The sequence below is a fragment of the Rhodococcus sp. DMU1 genome (genome assembly GCF_012272955.1).
Taxonomy (GTDB): Bacteria; Actinomycetota; Actinomycetes; order Mycobacteriales; family Mycobacteriaceae; genus Rhodococcus; species Rhodococcus aetherivorans.
The window spans coordinates 3095526-3117994 of the sequence record NZ_CP050952.1 but is presented as its reverse complement, the minus strand read 5'-3'; the positions used below and the strand labels follow the sequence as shown (position 1 = coordinate 3117994).

Below are 22469 nucleotides of genomic sequence, written 5' to 3'. Positions count from 1 at the left end.
GCAGCTCGTCAGGGCCGCGCGCAGTGCTCATCGAGGGCGAGATCGCCGGGACGTGGCGGCCGCGCGAGCGCGGTCGCCTTCTGACGTTATGCACCGGGGGTCCGCCCCGATGTGCCGGGCGGTGGCCTCAGCCCCGCGGGCCCGCGCCGGTGATCGCGGTGTCCGCCAGCCGCGCCGACAGGACCCGCACGATCGCCTCGACCGCGTGCGGGGCCACCATCTCGTGGTGGTCGCAGTCGATCCGGTACTGGTGGATCTCCCCCGACACCACGTTGTGCCAGGCCGCGACCGCCGGCGCCGCGGACCGGGTGGCGGTGAAGAACAGCACGTCCCCGTCGAAGGTGGCGGGCGTGTGCCGGCGGGCGGCCCGCAACGCGGCGGCCGAGCCGCGGTGGATCCGCTCGAGGTGCGCGGCGGTCAGGCCGGTGCCGCCGCCGAGCGCGGCGTCGAGGAGCGCCGACGCCTGGTCGTAGGTCGGGTCCTGCTCGGCGTCGACCGGCACGCCGAGGTCGCGGAGCATGTCGCGGACCCCGACCGACCCGGCGCCCCGGACGCTGAGGTGGCTGTCGAGCAGGGCCAGGGTGTCCACGCGCTCCCCCGCCCGGCGCAGGTCCACGGCGACGGCGTGGGCGACGACGCCGCCGAGCGACCAGCCGAGCAGGTGATAGGGGCCGTGGGGCTGGATGCGCCGGATCTCCTCGACGTACCGCTGGGCCAGCGCGGTGACGGACTCCGGGGCGGGGCCGCCGCTGAGAGTGGGCAGCTGCAGCCCGTAGACCGGCCGGTCGCCGCCGATGCGTTGTGCGAGCGGCGCGTACGCCCACGACAGGCCGGCGGCCGGGTGGAGGCAGAACAGCGGTGCGCCGGTGCCTTCACGTAGCGGCACGAGCACCTGCAGGGCCTCGTCGATGCCGGTGCGTTCCTGCGGGCCGCCGAGGTGGGCGGCGAGGCCGGCGGGGGTCGGATGGACGAAGATCGATTGCAGCGGGACCGGACGGCCGAGACGTTCGCCGAGCGCCGGCAGCATCCGGGTGGCGAGCAGCGAGGTGCCGCCGAGGTCGAAGAAGTTGTCGTCGACCGAGACCCGGTCGAGGCCGAGATGCTCGACGAACACCCCCACCACGGTGCGCTCGAGGTCCGTGGCCGGGGCGCGGTAGGCGCCGCCGAGCGCCGAGAAGTCCGGCTCCGGCAGGGCGCGCCGGTCCAGTTTGCCGGCGGGCGTGAGCGGGATCCTGTCGAGCACGATCACGGCCGTGGGCACCATGTGCGCCGGAAGGTGTTGCGACACATGCTCTCTGATGTCGGCGGGGCCGGGGGCGGCGCCGGGGGCGGGCAGCACGTAGGAGACGAGGACGGTCTCCCCCGACGGGGCGGTGTGGCCGATGGTGTGGGCGAACGCCACGTCCCGGTGTCCGGTGAGTGCGGCGTCGATCTCGGCGAGTTCGATGCGGAAGCCGCGGACCTTGACCTGGAAGTCGGAGCGGCCGACGTACTCGAGGTCGTGCTCCTTGGTCCAGCGCACGACGTCGCCGGTGTGGTACATCCGCTCCCCCGGCATCCCGAACGGGTCGGCGACGAAGCGCGCGGCGGTCAGGTCGGGTCGGGCGTGGTAGCCGCGCGCGAGGCCCGGCCCGGCGACGTACAGTTCGCCGGCGACGCCGACGGGCACGGGGCGCAGCCGGGTGTCGAGGACGACGGCGTGGAAGGCGCGGGTCGGCCGGCCGATGGTGACGGGTTCGCCCGGCGTCAGGGGGTCGCTGATGGAGGTCATGATGGTCGCCTCGGTGGGGCCGTAGGCGTCGACCATGCGGCGGCCGGGGGCCCAGCGGGCGACGAGTTCGGGTGGGCACGCCTCGCCGGCGACGAGGAGCACCTCCAGGCTGTCGACGGCGTCCGGGTCGAGGGAGGCCAGCGCGGTGGGCGTGATGAACGCGTGGGTGACCTGTTCGGTGTGCAGGACGTCGGCGAGTTCGTCGCCGCCGTACACGGTCGGGGGCACGATCACGAGGGTGGCGCCGGCCGAGAGGGCCATCATCTGTTCGAACACCGAGGCGTCGAAGCTCGGTGAGGCCAGGTGCGAGACGCGGCTGCCGGGCCGGACGTCGAGGTGGAGGTGTTCCTCGACGGCGAGGTCGGACAGGCCGCGGTGGGTGAGCACGACGCCCTTGGGCCGGCCGGTCGAACCGGAGGTGTAGATCAGGTAGGCGGGATGGTCGGGTTCGAGGGGCGCGGTGCGGTCGGTGTCGGTCGGGGGTTCGGGCGGGTACGGCGCGAGTTCGGCGACGGTGGTGGCGGAGTCGAGGGCGAACCACGGCACGGTGGCGGGCAGCCCGTCGCGGTGGGCGGTGACGGTGAGGCCGAGGGCGGCGCCGCTGTCGGCGAGCATGTATTCGATGCGGTCCCGGGGGTAGCTCGGGTCGACGGGCACGAAGGCGGCGCCGGTCTTGGTCACGGCCCACAGCGCGGTCACGGAGTCGAGGCTGCGGGGCAGGCCGAGGGCGACGACGGTCTCGGGGCCGACGCCGTAGTCGACGAGCATCCGGGCGAGGCGGCTCGAGTGGGCGTCGAGATCGCGGTAGGTGGCGCGGCGGGGCCCGTCGACGACGGCGAGGGCGTCGGGATCGACGGCGACGGCGTCGGCGAGGATCTGTGGCCACAGCCGGGTGCCGAGGGTGTGCGGGCCGTGCGCGGGGACCAGGGCGCGGGTCTCGTCGGCGGTGACGAGGTCGAGGTCGCCGACGGGGGTGTCGGGGGCGCCGGTGACGGCGTCGAGGAGGCGGACGAACCGGTCGGCGACGGCGGCGACGGTGTCGGCGTCGAACAGGTCGGTGGCGTAGACGAGGGCGGCGTCGAAGCCGGTGGGGGCGCCGGTGTCGTCGTGGTTCTCGCCGAGCAACAGTTCGAGGTCGAAGTTGGCCACCTTCGGATCCAGGGGCAGGCCGGTGACGGTCAGGTGCGGCAGTTCCAGGCGGGGGCGTTCGGTGTTCTGGAATTCGAGGGAGACCTGGAACAGCGGCGCGTGGGCGGTGGAGCGGGCGGGGTCGACGGCGTCGACGACCTGTTCGAAGGGGACGTCGGCGTGGGCGAAGGCGTCGAGGTCGGTGGTGGTGACGTCGGTGAGCAGGTCGGTGTAGGTGATCTGCCCGGGGACGCGGGTGCGCAGCACGAGGGTGTTGACGAACATGCCGACGACGTCGTCGAGGGCACGGTGCCCGCGGCCGGCGATGGGGGTGCCCACGGCGATGTCGTCGCTGCCGGAGAGCCGGGCCAGCAGCACCGCGAGGGCGGCGTGCACGGCCATGAACACGGTGGCGCCGTGGGCGTGGGCGAGGCGGGTCAGGCGGTCGTGCAGGGCGGCGTCGATCGGGAAGCGGACGACGTCGCCGCGGAAGGACCGTTGCGCGGGCCGCGGCCGGTCGGTGGGGAGGGTGAGGACCTCGGGCAGGCCGGCGAGGGTGGTGCGCCAGTAGTCGAGCTGGGTGGCGGCGAGGGAGCCGGGGGTGTCGGCGTCGCCGAGACGGCCGAGCTGCCAGAGGGTGTAGTCGGCGTACTGCACCTCGAGCGGCGCCCAGGCGGGGGCGTCGCCGCGGGTGCGGGCTTGGTAGGCGGTCATCAGGTCGCGGGCCAGGGGGGCGGTGGAGAAGCCGTCGGCGGCGATGTGGTGCACGACGAGGACGGCGAGATGGTCGTCGCGGCCGAGGGTGTACACCCGCGCCCGTAGCGGCACGTCGACGGTGACGTCGAATCCGGTGGCGGCGAACTCTCCGGCGGCGGCGACGACGGTGTCCTCGGTGGCGGGCACGACGTCGACGGTGAGGCCGACGTCGTCGGCGTCGAGGATCCGCTGCACGGGCCCGGTGGGGCCGGCCGGGTAGACGGTACGCAGGCTCTCGTGCCGGGCCAGGACGTCGCGGACGGCGGTGTCGAGCGCGGCGACGGACAGATGGCCGGTCAGCCGGATCGCGAGCGGGATGTTGTAGGCCGGGGAGCTGGTGTCGAACTGGTTGACGAACCACATGCGCTGCTGGGCCGGGGACAGCGGGATGCGGTCGGGACGCGGGCGCCGGGCCGGTCCGGTGCCGATGGCGGGTTCGGCGCCCGGGGTTTCGGCGAGGCGGGCGGCGAGGGCGCGGACGGTGGGGGCCTCGAACAGGGCCCGCACCCCGAGGTCGACCCCGAGGGCGGCGCCGAGGCGGGAGGCGGCGCGGGTCGCGACGAGGGAGTTGCCGCCGATGTCGAAGAAGCTGTCGGTGACCGAGACCCGGTCGACGCCGAGGACGTCGGCGAACACCCCGGCGACGGCGGTTTCGAGTGCGTCGGCGGGTGGGACGTAGTCGCCGTTGCCGCCGGACAGGTCCGGTGCGGGCAGGGCGCGGCGGTCGAGCTTGCCGACCGGGGTGAGGGGGATCTCGTCGAGGACGACGACCGCGGCGGGCACCATGTGCGCCGGCAGCCGGTCGCCGACGTGCGCGCGCAGGGCGTCGGCGTCGATGTCGTGTCCGGGGGTGGGCAGGACGTAGGCGACGAGTACGGTCTCCCCCGACGGGGCGGTGTGGCCGAGGGTCGCGGCGAATGCGACGCCCGGGTGGCTGCACAGCGCGGCGTCGATCTCGCCGAGTTCGATGCGGAAGCCGCGGACCTTGACCTGGAAGTCGGAGCGGCCCACGTATGCGAGTTCGAGGGCGTCGGTCCAGCGCACCACGTCGCCGGTGCGGTACAGCCGCTCCCCCGGCGCCCCGAACGGATCCGCGACGAACCGGCCGGCCGTCAGGTCGGGGCGGGCGTGGTAGCCGCGGGCCAGGCCGAGGCCGCCGAGGTACAGCTCGCCCGCGACGCCGGTGGGCACGGGGCGCAGGGCGGCGTCGAGGACGAGGGCGCGGACGCCGCGCAGCGGGCCGCCGAGCGTGATGGGGCCGGCGACGGTCATCGGGGCGCTGATGGCGGCCATGATCGTGGTTTCGGTGGGGCCGTAGGCGTTGACCAGGCGCCGGCCGGGCGCCCAGGTGTCGCGCAGTTCCGACGGCCATGCCTCGCCGCCGACGGCGAGCTCGGCGAAGGCGTCGAGGTTGTCGGGGGGCAGGGAGGCCAGGGCGGCGGGGGTGATGAAGCCGTGGGTGACGCCGTGCGCGCGTAGGACGCGGGCGAGTTCGTCGCCGCCGTACACGGTGGGCGGTACGACCGCCAGGGTGGCACCGGAACCGAACGCGAGCAGGTATTCGAAGATCGAGGCGTCGAAGCTCGGCGAGGAGAAGTGCATGACGGTCGCGCCGGGGCCGGCGCCGAACCGGCTGCGCTGGTCGAGGGCGAAGTTCTCGAGGCTGCGGTGGGTGGTCACCACGCCCTTCGGGCGGCCGGTGGAGCCGGAGGTGTAGATGAGGTAGGCGGGGTGGTCCAGGCGCAGCGGGCTGCGGCGGTCGGCGTCGCCGATCGGGTCGGTCGAGGCGTCGGCGAGCCGGGCGGCGAAGGCGTCGGTGTCGACGGTGAGCCAGCGGGCGGTGTCCGGCAGCGTGTCGCGGTGCGCGGCGGTGGTCACGCCGAGGGTGGCGCCGCTGTCGGCGAGCATGAAGGCGATGCGGTCGGTGGGATAGTTCGGGTCGACGGGCACGAACGCGGCGCCGGTCTTGGTGACCGCCCACATCGCGGCCACCGAGTGCAACGATCGCGAAATCCCCAGGGCCACGAAGGTTTCCGGACCCACGCCGAGGTCGAGCAGGACGCGGGCGGCGCGGGTGGACCATTCGTCGAGCCGGCGGTAGGTCCACCGGGCGGCGCCGTCGACGATCGCGACGGCGTCCGGATGGGCGGCGGCGGTCGCGGTGAACAGCTCCGGCAGGGTGCGGGTGGTGCCGCCGGCGGGACCGCGGACCGGGGCGAGGACGGCGCGTTCGTCGTCGAGGAGCACGTCGACGGCCGCGGCCAGGGCGTCGAGATCGGTGGCCAGGGTGGTCAGGGCCCGCTCGATGCGGCGGGCGACGGTCTCGACGGCCGGGCGGTCGAACACCTCGGGCAGGTATTTCAGCCGCAGGTGCAGGGTCGCGGTGTCGCCGGTGCCGGCCGGGTGCGCGACGATGCTCAGCGGGTAGTGCGCGGCGTCGTGGCCGCTGATGCCGGCCACCCGCATCCCGGCGATGTCGGTGTCCTCGGTCAACCCGGCCCGGTCCACCGGGTAGGACTCGAACACGGTGAGGGTGTCGAAGCCGGCGGCGGCGCCGACGCGGCGTTCGATGGCGCTCAGACCGATGTGGTGGTGGTCGAGCATGGCCGCCTGCTCGGCCTGCACCCGGTCGAGCAGGGCGCCGAGGGTCTCGGCGGGCCGCACGGTGACCCGGACGGGGACGGTGTTGATGAACAGCCCGACCATCGACTCGATGCCGGCGACCTGTGGGGGCCGGCCGGAGACGGTGGCGCCGAAGACGACGTCGTGGCGGCCGGTCAGCGCGCCGAGCACGAGCGCCCACGCGGTCTGCACCACGGTGTTGACGGTCACGCCGCGGTCGGTGGCGACGGCGTCGAGGCGCGCGGCGAGACCGGACGGCAGGTCCAGGTCGAGGTCCTGCGAGACCGCGGCGGTGCGGCCGGGGCGGTGCGCGGGGGCGAGCAGGGTGGGCTCGTCGAGACCGGCGAGGGTGTGGGCCCAGGCGTCCGCGGCGGTGTCGGGGTCCTGCCCGGCCAGCCACTGCAGATAGTCGCCGTAGCTGCGGGGCCGGTCGAGGGCGGCGGTGTCGCCGTCGGTGGCGTACAGCAGCAGCAGGTCCTTGACCAGCAGCGGCGTGGACCAGCCGTCGAGCAGGATGTGGTGATTGGTCAGGGCCAGCCGGTACCGGTCGGCGGCGACCCGGACGAGGGTGGCGCGCAGCAGCGGGGCGACGGCGGTGTCGAATCGGGTGCGGCGGTCCTCGTCGAGCAGGCGCGCCGCCTGACGGTCCGGATCGTCGAGGCCGGTCAGGTCCAGCACCGTCCAGGGCAGTTCGACGCGGGCGGGGACGACCTGGACGAAGCCGCCGGAGCCGTCGTCGGCGAACGCGGCCCGCAGGTTGGGGTGCCGGTCGAGCAGCAGTTGCGCGGCGCGGCGCAGCCGGTCCGGGTCGACGGTGCCGTGCAGGTCGAGGACGAGTTGCACGACGTAGGCGTCGGCGGACTGCGCGGAAAGCAGGGCGTGGAACAGCAACCCGGCCTGCAGCGGGGCGACGGGCCACACGGTGGCCAGGCCGGTGTCGTGCCCGGCCGCCCGGTAGTGGCGTTCGAGGCGGTCGAGGGTGGGCTGGTCGAGGGCGACGAGGGGCACGTCGGACGGGGTCAGGCCGCCGGCGTTCGGGTCGCGGGCATGCCGGGCCAGGGCGGCGGCCGCGGCCGCCCACCGGTCGGTGAGGGCGACGACGTCGGCGTCGGCGAGCAGGTGCTGCGGGTAGGAGAAGGTGGCGCGCAGCACCGGCCCGTCGGGGGTGGGCACGGTGACGGCGTTGATGTCGACGGCGGCGGCGGCCGGCATGTCCGGGCTCTGGGCGCCGCCGCGGTCGAAGGCGTCGACCGGCAGCCACGGGGTGTCCGCTTCGGTGAGGGCCGGGGTGAGGCGGCCGAGGTAGTTGAAGCTGATCTGCGGGGCGGGGCGGGTCCGCAGCCGGACGGCGGTGCCGGCGTTGAGGTAGCGCAGCAGGCCGAACCCGAGGCCGTGGTCGGGGACGGCGGCGAGCTGTTCCTTCACGGCCTTGATCGCGGCACCGGCGGCGTCGCCGCCGCGCAGCGCGTCCGGCAGGTCGACACCGCTCAGGTCGAGCCGGACCGGATGGATGGTGGTGAACCAGCCGACGGTGTGGGACAGGTCCGCGCCCGGGGCGACGGCGGTCTCCCGGCCGTGTCCCTCGAGGCCGACCAGCACGTCGTCCACGTCGGTGCCGTGGTCGCGGCGCCAGGCGGTGACCGCCAGTGCCAGGGCGGTGAGCAGGCCGTCGTTGACGGTGCCGTGGAAGGCGCCGGGCACCGCGGTCAGCAGCGCGGCGGTGACGTCGGCGGGCAGGTCGGTGGAGACGGTGCGGACCGTGGCGTTGGTGTCGACGACCGGGTCGAGGGGACGGTCCCCGAGCAGCGGGTCGTCACCGTCGAGGATCGCGGTCCAGCGGTCGAGTTCGGCGACGCGGTCGGACCGGTGCGCGGCCTCGACGAGGGCGTGCGCCCAGCGCCGCACGGAGGTGCCGGCGGGGGGCTCCTCGACCGCGGTGCCGTGGAGGGCGGCGGCCCACGCGGCCGCGAGGTCGGGAACGAGGATGCGCCAGGACACGCCGTCGACGGCGAGGTGGTGTACGACCAGCAGCAGACGCCCGGAGCCGGCGGCGGCGTCGAACCACACCGCCTGCAGCAGGATTCCGGCGGCGGTGTCGAGCCGGTCGGCGGCGGCGTCGAGTTCGGCGGCGGCGAGGGCAAAGAAGTCGTCGGTGTCGGCGGCGGTGGTGACGGGGACGCGGTGGATGAGCGTGTCGGCGGTGACCGCGCCGGGACCGCGGACCTGCAGGCCGACCCCGGCGGGGTCGTCCACGTCGGGGACGAGGCGGGCGCGGAGCATGTCGTGTCGGTCCAGCACCGTCTGCAGCGTGGCCGCGAGGGTGACGCGGTCCAGGCCGGCGGGCAGCCGCAGCAGCGCGGCCTGGGAGTAGCGGTCGATGCTGCCGCCGCGTTCGAGCATCCACCGCACGATCGGGGTCAGGGGCACGGGGCCGACGCCGCGGCCGGGCAGTTCGGCGAGGACGGCCGGGCCGTCGCCGAGGGTGGCGACGGCGGCGAGCGCGGCGGGGGTCTTGCGTTCGAACACATCCCGAGGGGTCAGCTCGATCCCGGCGGCCCGGGCGCGCGAGACCAGCTGGATGGACATGATGCTGTCGCCGCCGAGCGCGAAGAACGAGTCGTCCACTCCGACCGTCTCGAGGCCGAGGACCTGCGCGAACAGCTCGACGAGCTGCTTTTCGAGGTGGCCGGCGGGGGCACGGGTCTCGGTGGCCAGCGCCCCGAAGTCGGGGTCGGGCAGGGCCTTGCGGTCGAGCTTGCCGGTGGCCGTGACCGGCAGGGTGTCGAGGACGACGAGAGTGGCCGGGACCATGTAGGCGGCGAGGTCACCGGCGACCCGGTTCAGCGTGGCGGCCACATCCACGGTCGCGGCGGTCTCCGGAACCACGTACCCGACGAGGCGGTCGGCGGCGCGGTCGTCGCGGTGGACCACCACGACGGCGCGGGCGACGCCGGGGCAGCGCAGCAGCGCCGCCTCCACCTCCCCCAGCTCGATGCGGAAACCGTGCAGCTGCACCTGGAAGTCGCTGCGGCCGACGTATTCGAGCCGGCCGTCGCGGCGCCGGCGGGCGAGGTCGCCGGTGCGGTACAGGCGGGCGCCGGGCCCGCCGAACGGGTCGGCGACGAAGCGCGCGGCAGTCAGGGCGGGGCGGCCGAGATAGCCGCGGGCGGCCTGCCCGCCGGAGACGTACATCTCGCCGATCACGCCGGCCGGCACCGGGTGCAGCCGCCGGTCGAGGACGTGCACCGTCAGGCCGGGAATGGCGTCGCCGATGACGCTGGCCGAGGCGGTCGCGGCGAACTGCCGGTCCAGCGGCTGCAAGGTCACGTGCACGGTGGTCTCGGTGATGCCGTACATGTTCACCAGCACCGGCGCGGTGTCCGGGTGGCGGCGGTACCAGCGTTCGAGCTGGGCGAGGTCGAGGGCTTCGCCGCCGAAGACGACGTAGCGCAGCGACAGGGTGTGCTCGCCGGCGGCGCGGTCGGCCTCGATCAGCTGGTAGAACGCGGTGGGTGTCTGGTTGAGCACGGTGACGTGCTCGCGGCGCAGCAGGTCGAGGAATGCCTCCGGGGAGCGGGCGGTGTGGTGGTCGACGACGACGAGGCGGCCGCCGTAGGCGAGTGCGCCCCACAGTTCCCACACCGAGAAGTCGAAGGCGTACGAGTGGAACATGGTCCACACGTCGTGCTCGTCGAATCCGAACCGGTCGTGGGTTTCGGCGAGGAGGGTGACGACGTTGCGGTGCGGGACGACGACGCCCTTGGGGCGGCCGGTCGAGCCGGAGGTGTAGATGACGTAGGCGGTGTGGTCGGGGTGCAGCGCACCGAGCCGGTCGGCGTCGGTGAGCGGGCCGTCGGGCAGTTCCGCGAGCCGGGCGGCGGTGTCCGGGGTGTCGAGCAGCAGCACCGGGGCGTCCCCCGCGGGCAGGGTGGCGGCGTCGGCGCCGGTGGTGACGATGCAGACCGGCCGGGCGTCGGCGAAGAGGAACGCGAGCCGTTCCGGCGGGTAGGACACGTCGACGGGCAGGTATCCGGCGCCGGTCTCGAGGACGGCGAGCAGCGTGACGATCAGGTCGGTCGAGCGGGGCACGGCGACGGCGACGAGCCGGTCGGGTCCGGCGCCGTGCGTGATCAGGGCGCGGGCGAGGCGACGGGCCCGCGCGGCGAGTTCGCGGTAGGTCAGCGCCGGGGTGGCCGGGTCGGTGGGGGCGGTGATCGCGACGGTGTCGGGTGCTGCGGCGACGGACCGCGCGAAGAGGGCGGGGAGGGTCTCGGCGTGCCGGTCGGGGTCGGGGCGTCGCGCGGCGGCGGGCCGTTCGGCGGGGTCGAGCAGGTCGAGGTCGCCGACGGGTCGGGCGGGGTCGGCGGTGACGGCGGTGAGGACCCGCAGGAACCGGTCGGCGAACGCGGTGACGGTGTCGGCGTCGAACAGGTCGGTGGCGTAGGTGAAGGCCCCGGTCATGCCGGCGGGGTCGGTGCCGGCGGCCGGGTTCTCCCCCATGGTCAGCTGCAGGTCGAACTTGGCGACGGGGGCGTCGGCGTCGAGGGCGTCGACGGTCAGGTCGGGCAGGGCGAGGTGGGCGCGTTCGTTGTTCTGGAATTCGAGGACCACCTGCACGAGCGGGGCGTGGTCGGTGGCGCGGGTGGGGGCGAGGGCGTCGACGAGCTTCTCGAAGGGCAGGTCGGCGTGCCCGAAGGCGGCGAGGTCGACCTCGCGGGTGCGTTCGAGGTGATCGGCGAACGGCAGGCCGGGGGCGACGGGGGTGCGCAGCACCAGGGTGTTGACGAACATGCCGACCAGATCGTCGAGGGCACGGTGCCCGCGGCCGGCGATGGGGGTGCCCACGGCGATGTCGTCGGTGCCCGAGAGCCGGGCCAGCAGCACCGCGAGGGCGGCGTGCACGGCCATGAACACGGTGGCGCCGTGGGCGGCTGCGAGGTCGGCGAGCCGGCGGTGCAGCCCGGGCTCGACGTCGAAGCGGACGGTGGCGCCGCGGAACGACTGGTGCGGCGGGCGGGGCCGGTCGGTGGGCAGGGGCAGGACCTCGGGCAGGTCGGCCAGGGCGGTGCGCCAGAACTCGAGCTGCCGGGCGGCGAGCGAATCCGGGTCGGCCGGGTCGCCGAGGACCTGCCGCTGCCACAGCGCGTAGTCGGCGTACTGCACCGGCAGCGGCGCCCACGCCGGCTCCTGTCCCCGGGTGCGGGCGGCGTACGCGGTCATCAGATCCCGGGCCAGCGGCGCCATCGACGCCCCGTCCGCCGCGATGTGATGCACCACGAACACCAGCACGTGCTCCCCGTCGCCGAGCGCGAACAACCGCGCCCGCACCGGCACCTGCACCGCCACGTCGAACCCGGCCGTGACCTCGGCGGCCAGACGCTGCGGCAGCTCCTCCTCGGACACCGGGACCGGATCGAGGTCGGGGCTGGCCTGGGCGGGGTCGGTGACCAGCTGCACCGGGCCGGTGTTCTCGTTCGGGTACCAGGTGCGCAGGGTTTCGTGGCGGGTGATCAGGTCGTGCACGGCGGCGGTGAGCGCCGCCCGGTCGAGGCGGCCGGTCAGCCGGATCGCCATCGGGATGTTGTAGGCGGCCGAGGCGGTGTCGAACTGGTTGACGAACCACATCCGCTGCTGGGGTGGGGACAGCGGGATCCGGTCGGGGCGCGGGCCCGCGGTGAGGGGGACGCGGGTGCCACCGGCGTGGTCGTCGAGGATGCGGGCGGCGAGGGTCCGCACGGTCGGGGCCTCGAACAGCACCCGCACGCCGGCGTCGGTGCCGAGGGCGGCGTTGATGCGGGCGACGACACGGGTGGCGATCAGCGAGTTGCCGCCGAGGTCGAAGAAGCTGTCGTCGACGGAAACCTTCTCGTGGCCGAGGGCCTCGGCGACGATGTCGGCGAGGGTGGCCTCGGTGTCGGTGGCCGGGGCGCGGTATTCGCCGGTGGCCGACAGGTCGGGTACCGGCAGGGCGCGGCGGTCGAGCTTGCCGACCGGGGTGAGCGGGATCTCGTCGAGGACGACGATCGCGGCGGGCACCATGTGCGCCGGCAGCTGCCCGGCGACGTGCCCCCGCAGCGCGGCGGCATCGACGTGGTGGCCGGTCTCCGGCAGGACGTAGGCGACCAGGGCGGTGTCGCCGGACGGGGCGGTGTGCCCGATCGTCACCGCGAAGGCGACGTCGTCGTGAGCGGCGAGGGCGGTGTCGATCTCGCCGAGTTCGATGCGGAAGCCGCGGACCTTGACCTGGAAGTCGGAGCGGCCGAGGTATTCCACGGTGCCGTCGGTGCGCCAGCGCACCACGTCGCCGGTGCGGTACATCCGCTCCCCCGGCGCCCCGAACGGGTCGGCGACGAACCGGGACGCGGTGAGCTCGGGTCGGCGGTGGTAGCCGCGGGCCAGGCCGGCGCCGGCGATGTAGAGCTCGCCGGCGACCCCGATGGGGACGGGCCGCAGCCGTTCGTCGAGGACGACCTCGTGGAAGCCGATGGCGGGGCCACCGACGGTGACGGTGGTGTCCGGGCGCATGTCGGGGCTGACGCTGGTCTCGATGGTGGCCTCGGACGGGCCGTAGCCGTTGTACATGTGGCGGCCCGGCGCCCAGCGGTCGACCAGTTCCGGCGGGCAGGCCTCCCCGGCGACGACGAGCACGCGCAGCTCGTCGAGGCCCGCGGGATCGAGCGACGCGAGGGCGGTGGGGGTGACGAACGCGTGGGTGATGCGTTCCTCGCGCAGGATGCGGGCGAGTTCCTCGCCGCCGTAGACGCTGGGCGGCACGATGACGAGGGTGGCGCCGGCGCAGAACGCCTTGGTCAGCTCGAAGAGGGACGCGTCGAAGCTCGGCGACGCCAGGTGCGAGACGCGGGCCCGATGGGTGATCGAGAAGTGTTCGCGCACTTCGGCGTTGAGGTTGGTCAGGCCGCGGTGGGTGACGACGACGCCCTTCGGGCGGCCGGTCGAGCCGGAAGTGTAGATCAGGTATGCCGGATGGTCGTACCGTAGCGGGGTGCGGCGGTCGTCGTCGGTGACCGGGGCGGGCGAGACGTCGTCGAGGCGGCGGCGCAGGCCGGGGTCGTCGAGCAGCAGCCACGACACCGCGTCCGCGGGCCACACGTCGCGGTGGGCGGTGGTGGTCAGGCCGAGGGTGGCCCGGCAGTCGTCGAGCATGTAGGCGATCCGCTCGGGCGGGTAGCCGGGGTCGACGGGGACGAACGCCGCCCCGGACTTGGTCACCGCCCACACCGCCGCGACCGACTCGATCGAACGCGAAATTCCCAGGGCAACAAAGGATTCCGGTCCGACCCCGTGGCTCGTGAGGACGCGGGCGAGCCGGTTGGACCAGGCGTCGAGCTCACCGTAGGTGACGGTGCGGCCTTCGAAGGACAGGGCGACCGCCTCCGGCACGATCGCCGCCACCGACGACAGCAGTTCGGGCCACAGCTGCGGGGAAACCGCGGGCCGGCCCCGCGCCGGGGCCAGGGTGGCGAGCTCACGCGGGGTGACGATCTCCACGTCCCCCACCGTCACGGACGCATCCGCGGTGACCGCGTCGAGGATCCGCACGAACCGGTCCGCGAACGAGGCGACCGTGTCCGTGTCGAACAGGTCGGTGGCGTAGGTGAACGCCGCCCGCACGCCGGATCCGCCGCCGGGCCGCTCGGCGATCGACAGCTGCAGGTCGAACGGCGACAGGCCGGGATCGAGGTCGAGCACCCGCGCCGTCGCCCCCGGCAGCGCGATCTCGGGGCGCTCGATGTCCTGGAACTCGAGCAGCACCTGGAACAGCGGGGGGTAGGACGTCGACCGGGGCGGGTCGAGGGCCTCGACGAGCCGCTCGAACGGGACGTCGGCCTGGCCGAACGCCGCCAGGTCCGCCGAACGGACCCGCCGCAACAGGGAGTCGAACCGTTCGCGTTCGTCCACCCGGGCCCGCAGCACCACGGTGTTGACGAACATGCCGACCAGATCGTCGAGGGCGCGGTCACCGCGCCCGGCGACGGGGGTGCCGACCACGATGTCGTCGCTGGTGGACAGCCGGGCCAGCAGCACCGCCAGCGCCGCATGCACGACCATGAACAACGACGCGTCGTGCTCGCGGGCCAGCGCGAGCATGCCGCGGTGGGTGTCGGCGTCGATCTCGAACGCCACGCGGGCACCGCGCCCGGACTGCTGCACCGGGCGGGGCCGGTCCCACGGCAGCTCGAGCAGTTCCGGCGCCCCGGCCAGCGCGTCGTGCCAGAACGCGAGCTGCCGGGCGGCGGTGGAGGCGGGATCGGACTCGTCGCCCAGCACGGTGTGCTGCCACAGCGTGTAGTCGGCGTACTGCACCGGCAGCGGCGACCGGTCGGGGGCGTGACCACCGGCGCGGGCGGCGTACGCGGTCATCAGATCCCGGCCCAGCGGTCCCATCGAGAACCCGTCGGCGGCGATATGGTGCACGACCAGGACCAGCACGTGGTCGGTGTCGGCGAGGGTGAGCAGCCGGATCCGCACCGGCACCTCGGTGGCGACGTCGAACCCGGCGCCGACGATCCGGTCGATGTGCGCGGGCACCGTGTCCTCGGTCTCGACGCGGGTGACGGTGAAGTCGGGCTGCGCCACCGCGACCGGCAGCACGACCTGGATCGGGCCGTCGTCGGTGAGCGGGTAGCGGGTGCGCAGCGTCTCGTGGCGCGCGGCGACATCGGCGGCAGCGGCCCGCAGCGCCGCGAGGTCCAGCTCCCCGGTCAGACGCAGCGCGACGGCGATGTTGTAGGCCGGGGAGGTCGTGTCGAACTGGTTGATGAACCACATGCGCTGCTGGGCCGGCGACAGCGGGATCGTGGGGGGCCGGGTCGCGGCGGCGGTCAGCGCGGGCCGCGCCGCGGCATCGCGGTCGCGGAGCCGCTCGGCGAGGGCGGCGACGGTGGGCGCGTCGAACAGATCACGCACGCCCACGTCGGTGCCGGTCGCCGCGGCGATCCGCGCGGCCAGCCGCATGGCCAGCAGCGAGTTGCCGCCCAGATCCAGGAAGCTGTCGTGCACGCCGAGACGCTCCACCCCGAGCAGGCCGGCGAAGACCTCGGCCAGGACCTGCTCGACCGGGGTGCGCGGCGCGACGTGCTCCGCCGCACGCACGGCCGTGAGGTCCGGGGCGGGCAGTGCCTTGCGGTCGAGCTTGCCGTTGGGGTTGAGCGGGAACCGGTCGAGGACGACGACGTGGGCGGGCACCATGTAGCCGGGCAGCCGGGCCGCGGCGGCCCCGAGCAGGGCCGCGGTATCGAATGCGCGGCTCGCCGCGGTATCGGATGCGCGGCTCGCCGCTGTATCGCTGTTTCGGCCGGGTTCGGGCACGACGTACGCGACGAGCACCCCGTCGGAGCCGTCGGCGGCGCCGGCGGGGTGCCGGTGCACCACGACCGCGGCCTGCGCGACGGCCGGGTCGGCGAGCAACGCCTGCTCGATCTCACCGAGCTCGATCCGCAGGCCCCGGAGCTTGACTTGGAAATCGGTGCGGCCCAGGTAGATCAGATTGCCGTCGCGGCGCCAGGACACGAGGTCGCCGGTGCGGTACATGCGGGTGCCGGACGGACCGAACGGATCGGCGACGAACCGGTCGGCGGTCAGGTCGCCGCGCCCGACATAGCCGCGGGCGAGCTGGATGCCGGACAGGTACAGCTCCCCCACGGCGCCGACGGGAACCGGGTGCAGCCGCGCATCGAGGACGTGGACGCGGGTGTTCCACACCGGGGCGCCGATCGGGACGACGTCGACGTCGTCGTCGGTGCAGGCCCAGAACGTGACGTCGACGGCGGCCTCGGTGGGCCCGTACAGGTTGTGCAGGTCCGCGGCGGGGAACGCGGCGTGGGCGGCGGCGACCGTGGCCGGGGGCAGCGCCTCGCCGCTGCAGAACAGCAACCGCAGCGACGTGCAGCGGGCCGGGTCGGTGGCGGCGACGAACACCGCGAGCATGGACGGCACGAAGTGCGCCACGGTGACGTGCTGCTGCTCGACGACGGCGGTGAGGTAGGCGGGATCGCGGTGCCCGTCGGGTGCGGCGACGACGAGGCGCGCCCCGGTCTGCAGCGGCCAGAAGAACTCCCACACCGACACGTCGAACGTGAACGGTGTCTTCTGCAGGACGGTGTCCTCGGCGGTGAGCGGGTAGGCGTGCTGCATCCACCGCAACCGGTTGACGATCGCGGCGTGAGCGACCGCGACACCCTTGGGCCGGCCGGTGGAGCCGGAGGTGTACAGCACGTAGGCGAGGTGGTCCCCCGTCAGCGGGGCGGCGCGCTCCTCCGGGGCGACGGGGGCGTCGGAGGCGCCGGTCCGGTCGAGGCGATCGACCTCGAGGATCGGGGCCGGGGTGGGCAGCGCCGTCCGGTCGGCGGCGGTGGTGAGCACGCACACCGGACGGGCGTTGCCCAGAACGTATTCGAGCCGGTCGGCGGGGTGGTCGGGGTCGAGCGGCAGGTAGGCGCCGCCGGCCTTGATCACCGCGTACATCCCGACGAGCAGCTCGATCGAGCGGCGCATCGCGAGCCCGACGAGGCGGTCCGGGCCGACGCCCTCGGCGATCAGCCGCCGGGCGAGCCGGTTGGTGCGGGCATCGAACTCGGCGTAGGTCAGGGCCTCGTCGCCGAAGACGACGGCGACGGCGTCGGGGGTGCGGGCGGCCTGCCGGGCGAACAGGTCGGCGAGGGTGTGCGGGCCGCGGGGGGCGTCGGTGGCGTTCCAGCGCCGCAGGATCAGCTCGCGTTCGCCCGGCTCGAGCAGGTCGAGGTCGCCGACGGGCACGTGCGGGGTGGTGGTCACGGCGGTGAGCAGCCGCACGAAGCGGTCGGCGAGGGCGGTGACGGTGCCAGCGTCGAACAGGTCGGTCGCGTAGGACAGGGCGCCGGTGAGGGCGGCGGGGGCGCCGTCGTCGCCGGGGACCTCGGCCAGCATCAGGTGCAGGTCGAATTTGGTGGTGCCGGTGTCGATTTCGGAGACGTCGACGGTCAGGTCGGGCAGCCGCAAGTGGGCGGACTCGGTGTTCTGGAAGGCCAGCATCACCTGGAACAGGGGCGCGTAGGCCTCGGATCGGTGGTCGGTGACGGCGTCGACGAGGGCGTCGAACGGCAGGTCGGCGTGGGCGAGGGCGTCGACGTCGCGGTCGCGGATGCGGGTCAGGTGCTCGGCGAAGGTGTGCTGTGCGGTGACGGGGGTGCGCAGGACGACGGTGTTGACGAACATGCCGACCAGATCGTCGAGGGCGCGGTCGCCGCGACCGGAGACCGGGGTGCCGACGGTGACGTCGTCGCTGCCCGAGAGCCGGGCCAGCAGCACCGCCAGGGCCGCGTGCACCGTGATGAACGGGGTGGCGCCGTGCGTGCGGGCCAGGTCGCCGACCGCCCGGTACAGTTCGGCGCCGACCTCGAAGCGGACGGTGGCGCCGCGGAACGACTGCTGCGGCGGGCGGGGCCGGTCGGTGGGCAACGCCAGCACTTCCGGTGCGCCGGAAAGGGTTTCGCGCCAGTACCGCAGCTGGGCGGCGGCGAGCGAATCCGGGTCGGCCGGATCGCCGAGGACCTGCCGCTGCCACAGCGCGTAGTCGGCGTACTGCACCTCCAGGGGCGTCCAGTCGGGGGCGCGGCCGCCGGTGCGGGCGGCGTACGCGGTCATCAGATCCCGGGCCAGCGGCGCCATCGACGCCCCGTCCGCCGCGATGTGATGCACCACGAACACCAGCACGTGCTCCCCGTCGCCGAGCGCGAACAACCGCGCCCGCACCGGCACCTGCACCGCCACGTCGAACCCGGCCGTGACCTCGGCGGCCAGACGCTGCGGCAGCTCGTCGGCGGCGACGGTCGTCGCGGTGAGATCGAGGCGCACCTGCTCGACCGGGCGGATCCGCTGGACGGGACCGTCGGCCGTGGCCGGGAACTCGGTGCGCAGCGCCTCGTGGCGGGCGAGCACATCGGTGACGGCGGTGGCGAGCGCGTCCCGGTCGAGCCGGCCGCGCAGCCGGATCGCCATCGGGATGTTGTAGGCCGGCGAGGCGGTGTCGAGCTGGTTGACGAACCACATCCGCTGCTGGGCCGCGGAGACCGGCAGCACCCCCGGACGGGGCCCGGCGACCAGCGGCACCCGGGTGCCCGTGCCGACGTCGGCGGTGAGGGCGGCGAGGGTCCGCACCGTGGGGGCCTCGAACAGTGCCCGGACCCCCAGGTCGGTGCCGAGGGCGGCGTTGATGCGGGCGACGACACGGGTGGCGATCAGCGAGTTTCCGCCGAGGTCGAAGAAGCTGTCGTCGAGACCGACGCGGTCGACGCCGAGGAGCTCGGCGAACACCTGCGCCACCGTCCTCTCGGCGTCGGTGGACGGCGCGACGTAGGTGGTGCCGTCCGCCGCGAACACGGGCACGGGCAGGGCGCGGCGGTCGAGCTTGCCGACCGGGGTGAGCGGGATCTCGTCGAGGACGACGATCGCCGTGGGCACCATGTGCGCCGGCAGGCTCCGCGACAGGTGCGCGGTGAGGGTGGCGGGTTCGGCGGTGCGCCCGGTCGCGGGCAGCACGTAGGACACCAGCACGGTGTCGCCGGACGGGGCGGTGTGCCCGATCGTCACCGCGAACGTGACGTCCTCGTGGGCGGTCAGAACCGCGTCGATCTCGCCGAGTTCGATGCGGAAGCCGCGGACCTTGACCTGGAAGTCGGACCGGCCGAGGTATTCGAGGGCGCCGTCGCGCCGCCAGCGCACCACGTCGCCGGTGCGGTACATCCGCTCCCCCGGCGCGCCGAACGGGTCGGCGACGAACCGGCCGGCGCTGAGCCCGGGCTTGCCGCGGTAGCCGCGGGTGATACCCGGGCCGGCAATGTACAGCTCGCCGGCGACGCCGATCGGCACCGGCCGCAGCCGGGAGTCCAGGACGACCTCGTGCGTGCCGCGCACGGGGGTGCCGATCGGGATCGTGGGGGCCGGCGCGAGCGGACCGCAGATGTTGACGACGATCGTGCACTCGGTGGGGCCGTACGCGTTGAACATCCGCCGGCCCCGGGACCAGCGGGCGACGAGTTCGGGCGGGCACGCGTCGCCGGCGACGGTGACCGACTCGGCGGCGACGCCCTCCGGATCGACGGAGGCCAGCGCCGCGGGGGTGGAGAAGGCGTGGGTGATGCGCTGCTCGCGGAAGAAGCGGGCCAGTTCCTCGCCGCCGTAGATCGTCGGGGGCACCACGACGAGGGTGGCGCCGATCGCGAACGCGGTCATGTACTCGTACACCGAGGCGTCGAAGCTCGGGGACGAGAAGTGCGAGACCCGCGAGTGCGGGGTGGGGCTGTGCCGGCCGTGCAGTTCGGCGCACAGGTTCGCCAGCCCGCGGTGCGGCACCACCACGCCCTTCGGGCGGCCGGTGGACCCGGAGGTGTAGATCAGGTAGGCGGGATGGTCGAAATGCAGCGCGCCGTGACGGTCGAGGTCCGACAGCGGCCCGTCGGAGACCGAGTCCAGCGCCGCGACGAACTCCGCGTCGTCGAGCACCAGCCACGGCACGTCGGCGGGCAAGCCGTCGCGGTGGGCGGTGGTGGTCACGCCGAGGACGGCCCCGGAGTCGGCGAGCATGTACTCGATCCGCTCGGCCGGGTAGGCGGGGTCGACCGGCATGTACGCGGCGCCGGACTTGGCCACCGCCCAGATCGCGGCCACGGATTCGAGGGACCGGGCGATGCCGAGGGCAACGAACGTCTCCGGGCCGGCGCCGGCGTCGATCAGCACCCGGGCGACCCGGTTGGACCAGGCGTCGAGCTCCCCGTACGTCATCGTGCGGCCCTCGAATTCCAGGGCCGTCGCGTCGGGCACGTGCGCGGCCACGGAGGCGAGGATCTCGGGCCACAGCTGTGGGGACGAGCCGGGCAGTCCGCGGACCGGGCTCAGCTCCGCGGCTTCGTCGGGGAAGACGATGTCGACGTCCCCGATCGGTGCCGTCGGGTCGGCGGTGACGGCGTCGAGGATCCGCAGCAAACGTTCGCAGAACGATCGCACCGTATCGGCGTCGAAGAGGTCGGCGGCGTACGTACACCTCAGGCGGGTGCCCTCGGGGCCGGTCGCGGTGTGCACCGCGACTTCGGCGTGTGCGAGGAGCCCGCCGCCCCCGGCGGGCTCGCCGCTGTCGAGCAGCACCGGCAGGATCGGCACGTGCTGCCCGTCGAAGGTTCGGGCGAGCCGGTCCGCCGGCACGTCGGCGTGGGCGGTCGCGGCGGCGTGTATCGCCGTGACCCGGCCGAGGAGCGCGGCGAACGGCTCGCTCTCGTCGAACTGCACCCGCAGCGGCAGCGCCCCGGCGGGGCCGGGGACGCCGACGAGAGTGTCGGTGCCGGCGGTGAGCCGGCCGACGAGCACCGCGACGGCGGCGTGCAGTAGTTCGGTGGAGGTGGCGCCGTGACGCCGGGCGAGCTCGGTGCCCCGGTCCCCGAGCGCGGCGGGGACCGGCACCTCGAGGTGGGCGGCGGTGGGGGCGCGCGGGCCGGTGCGGCGGCGGTCGGCAGGCAGCTCGAGGTGCTCGGGCGCCCCCGCCAGGGCGGCACGCCAGAACCGCTCGACGTCGGCATCGCGCCGCAGGCGCTCGGCGACGGCGGCGGTCGCGTGGTGGATGCGGGCGACCGGCGTGTCCGGGTCGGCCCGCAGGAACTCGGCGAGCAATTCGACGAAGCTGCCGTGGTGTGCGCGCAGCTCGTCCGGCTCGTACTGGTTGGGGTTGCCGCGGAAGTCGAGGAACGTCCGCGCGGGGGTGCCGCTCTGGTAGATGTTGACCAGCAGGTCGTCGACCGGACCCGAGGTCATGATGTGAAACTCGCCGCGGACCGGGCCGAGGGTGATCTCCTGCCGGAAGAGCATCACGTTGATCATCGGTCCGCCGTAGCTGTGGGCCCGGCCGGCGGTGCCGGTCTCGCGGCGGAGGTCCTCGAGGCTGAACCGCTGGTGGCGCAGCGCACCGGTCAGTTCCAGCTGGGCCCGCTGCACCAGGTCGGCGCGGGTGTCGTCGTCCTCGAGACGGATGTGCAGCGGTGCGGTGTTGACGAGCATGCCGCCGGAGCGTTTCGCCGCCGCGGTGGTGCGCGCGAACACCGGCAGATTGAGCATCACGTCGGCGCGGCCGGTCAGCCGGGAGAGATAGCACGCGGCCGCCGCGACCACCGTCGCGGCGGCCGAGGATCCGCTCGTGGCATCGGCGTCGGTCAACCGGGCGACCAGGTCGTCGGGCAGGGTGACACTCTCGAGGGTGCTGCGCGCGGCGGTCGGCACCGCCCGCCGCGCCAGGGTCGATCCATCCTCGAGCCCGGCGACCCGCCCGATCCAGTAGTCCCGGTCGCTCGCGTACCGGTTCGAACCGCGGTAGTCGAGATCCGACTGGTAGAGGTCGTGCAGGTCGGCGGCGGTGGGTGGCTCGGGGACGCGGTCCTCGTGGGCCGCCGAGTACAGCGCGGCGATCCGGTTGACCATCGTCATGGCACCGAAGCCGTCGAGGGCGACGTGGTGGATCCGGCTGTACCACAGGTGCCGTCGCTCACCGATCCGCAGGATCGTCATGTTCACCAGCGAGTCGTCGGCCAGATCGACCGGGGTGGCGTAATCGGTGTTCATCCACTGCTGCGCCGTGGCCATCGGATCGGGCGCATCGGAGAAGTCCAGCAGCGGGATGTCGCTGAGGTCGAGGTCGGGATCGACGTACTGGTACGGCTCACCGTCGACCTCGACGACCCGCAGGTACGGCGACTGGAACTCGCGAGCGGCCTCGTGCGCGGCCTCGCGCAGCAGATCCAGATCGAGGTCCCCGGGCAGGTCGACGTACTGGGCGATGCAGACGGGCACCTCGGGTGCCAGCTGTTGTGCGAACCAGATCGAGCGCTGGGCAGAGGACAACGGGAAGGCCCCGGGCGGAATGTGCAGCCGCTCTTGCAACGAACTCCCCTTCACGAAAGTGATTCCAGTGATGTCCTGGCACCCCCCGGCACCGTGCAGGAAAACCCCTCGGTCGGATCGACGTGGCTGTAGCTCTTTCCCCTTCGATCGTCCGCGCCCTCGAATATGTGACAGGAGCGCTCCCTCAAGCTAGACCACCGCGACGACGTCTCGGCCCGAAACCGGACCGAAAAATCGACCCCTCGGGCCGCATCGATCCCGAGTCGAGACCGGAGGGGGGACCTGTCGCGGCGCTCGCGGCGAATCGACGAGG

At 74.0% G+C, this 22469-nt stretch carries 1 protein-coding gene; it reads right to left on the bottom strand.

Going from position 1 to position 22469, the window contains the following annotated elements; all coding sequences use genetic code 11:
• Positions 1-127: 127 nt before the first annotated feature.
• Positions 128-22195 carry a non-ribosomal peptide synthetase gene (locus HFP48_RS14455; protein ID WP_246872422.1) on the bottom strand — a complete coding sequence of 7356 codons (22068 nt, stop codon included), beginning with the start codon at positions 22193-22195 and terminating at the stop codon, positions 128-130.
• Positions 22196-22469 lie beyond the last annotated feature (274 nt).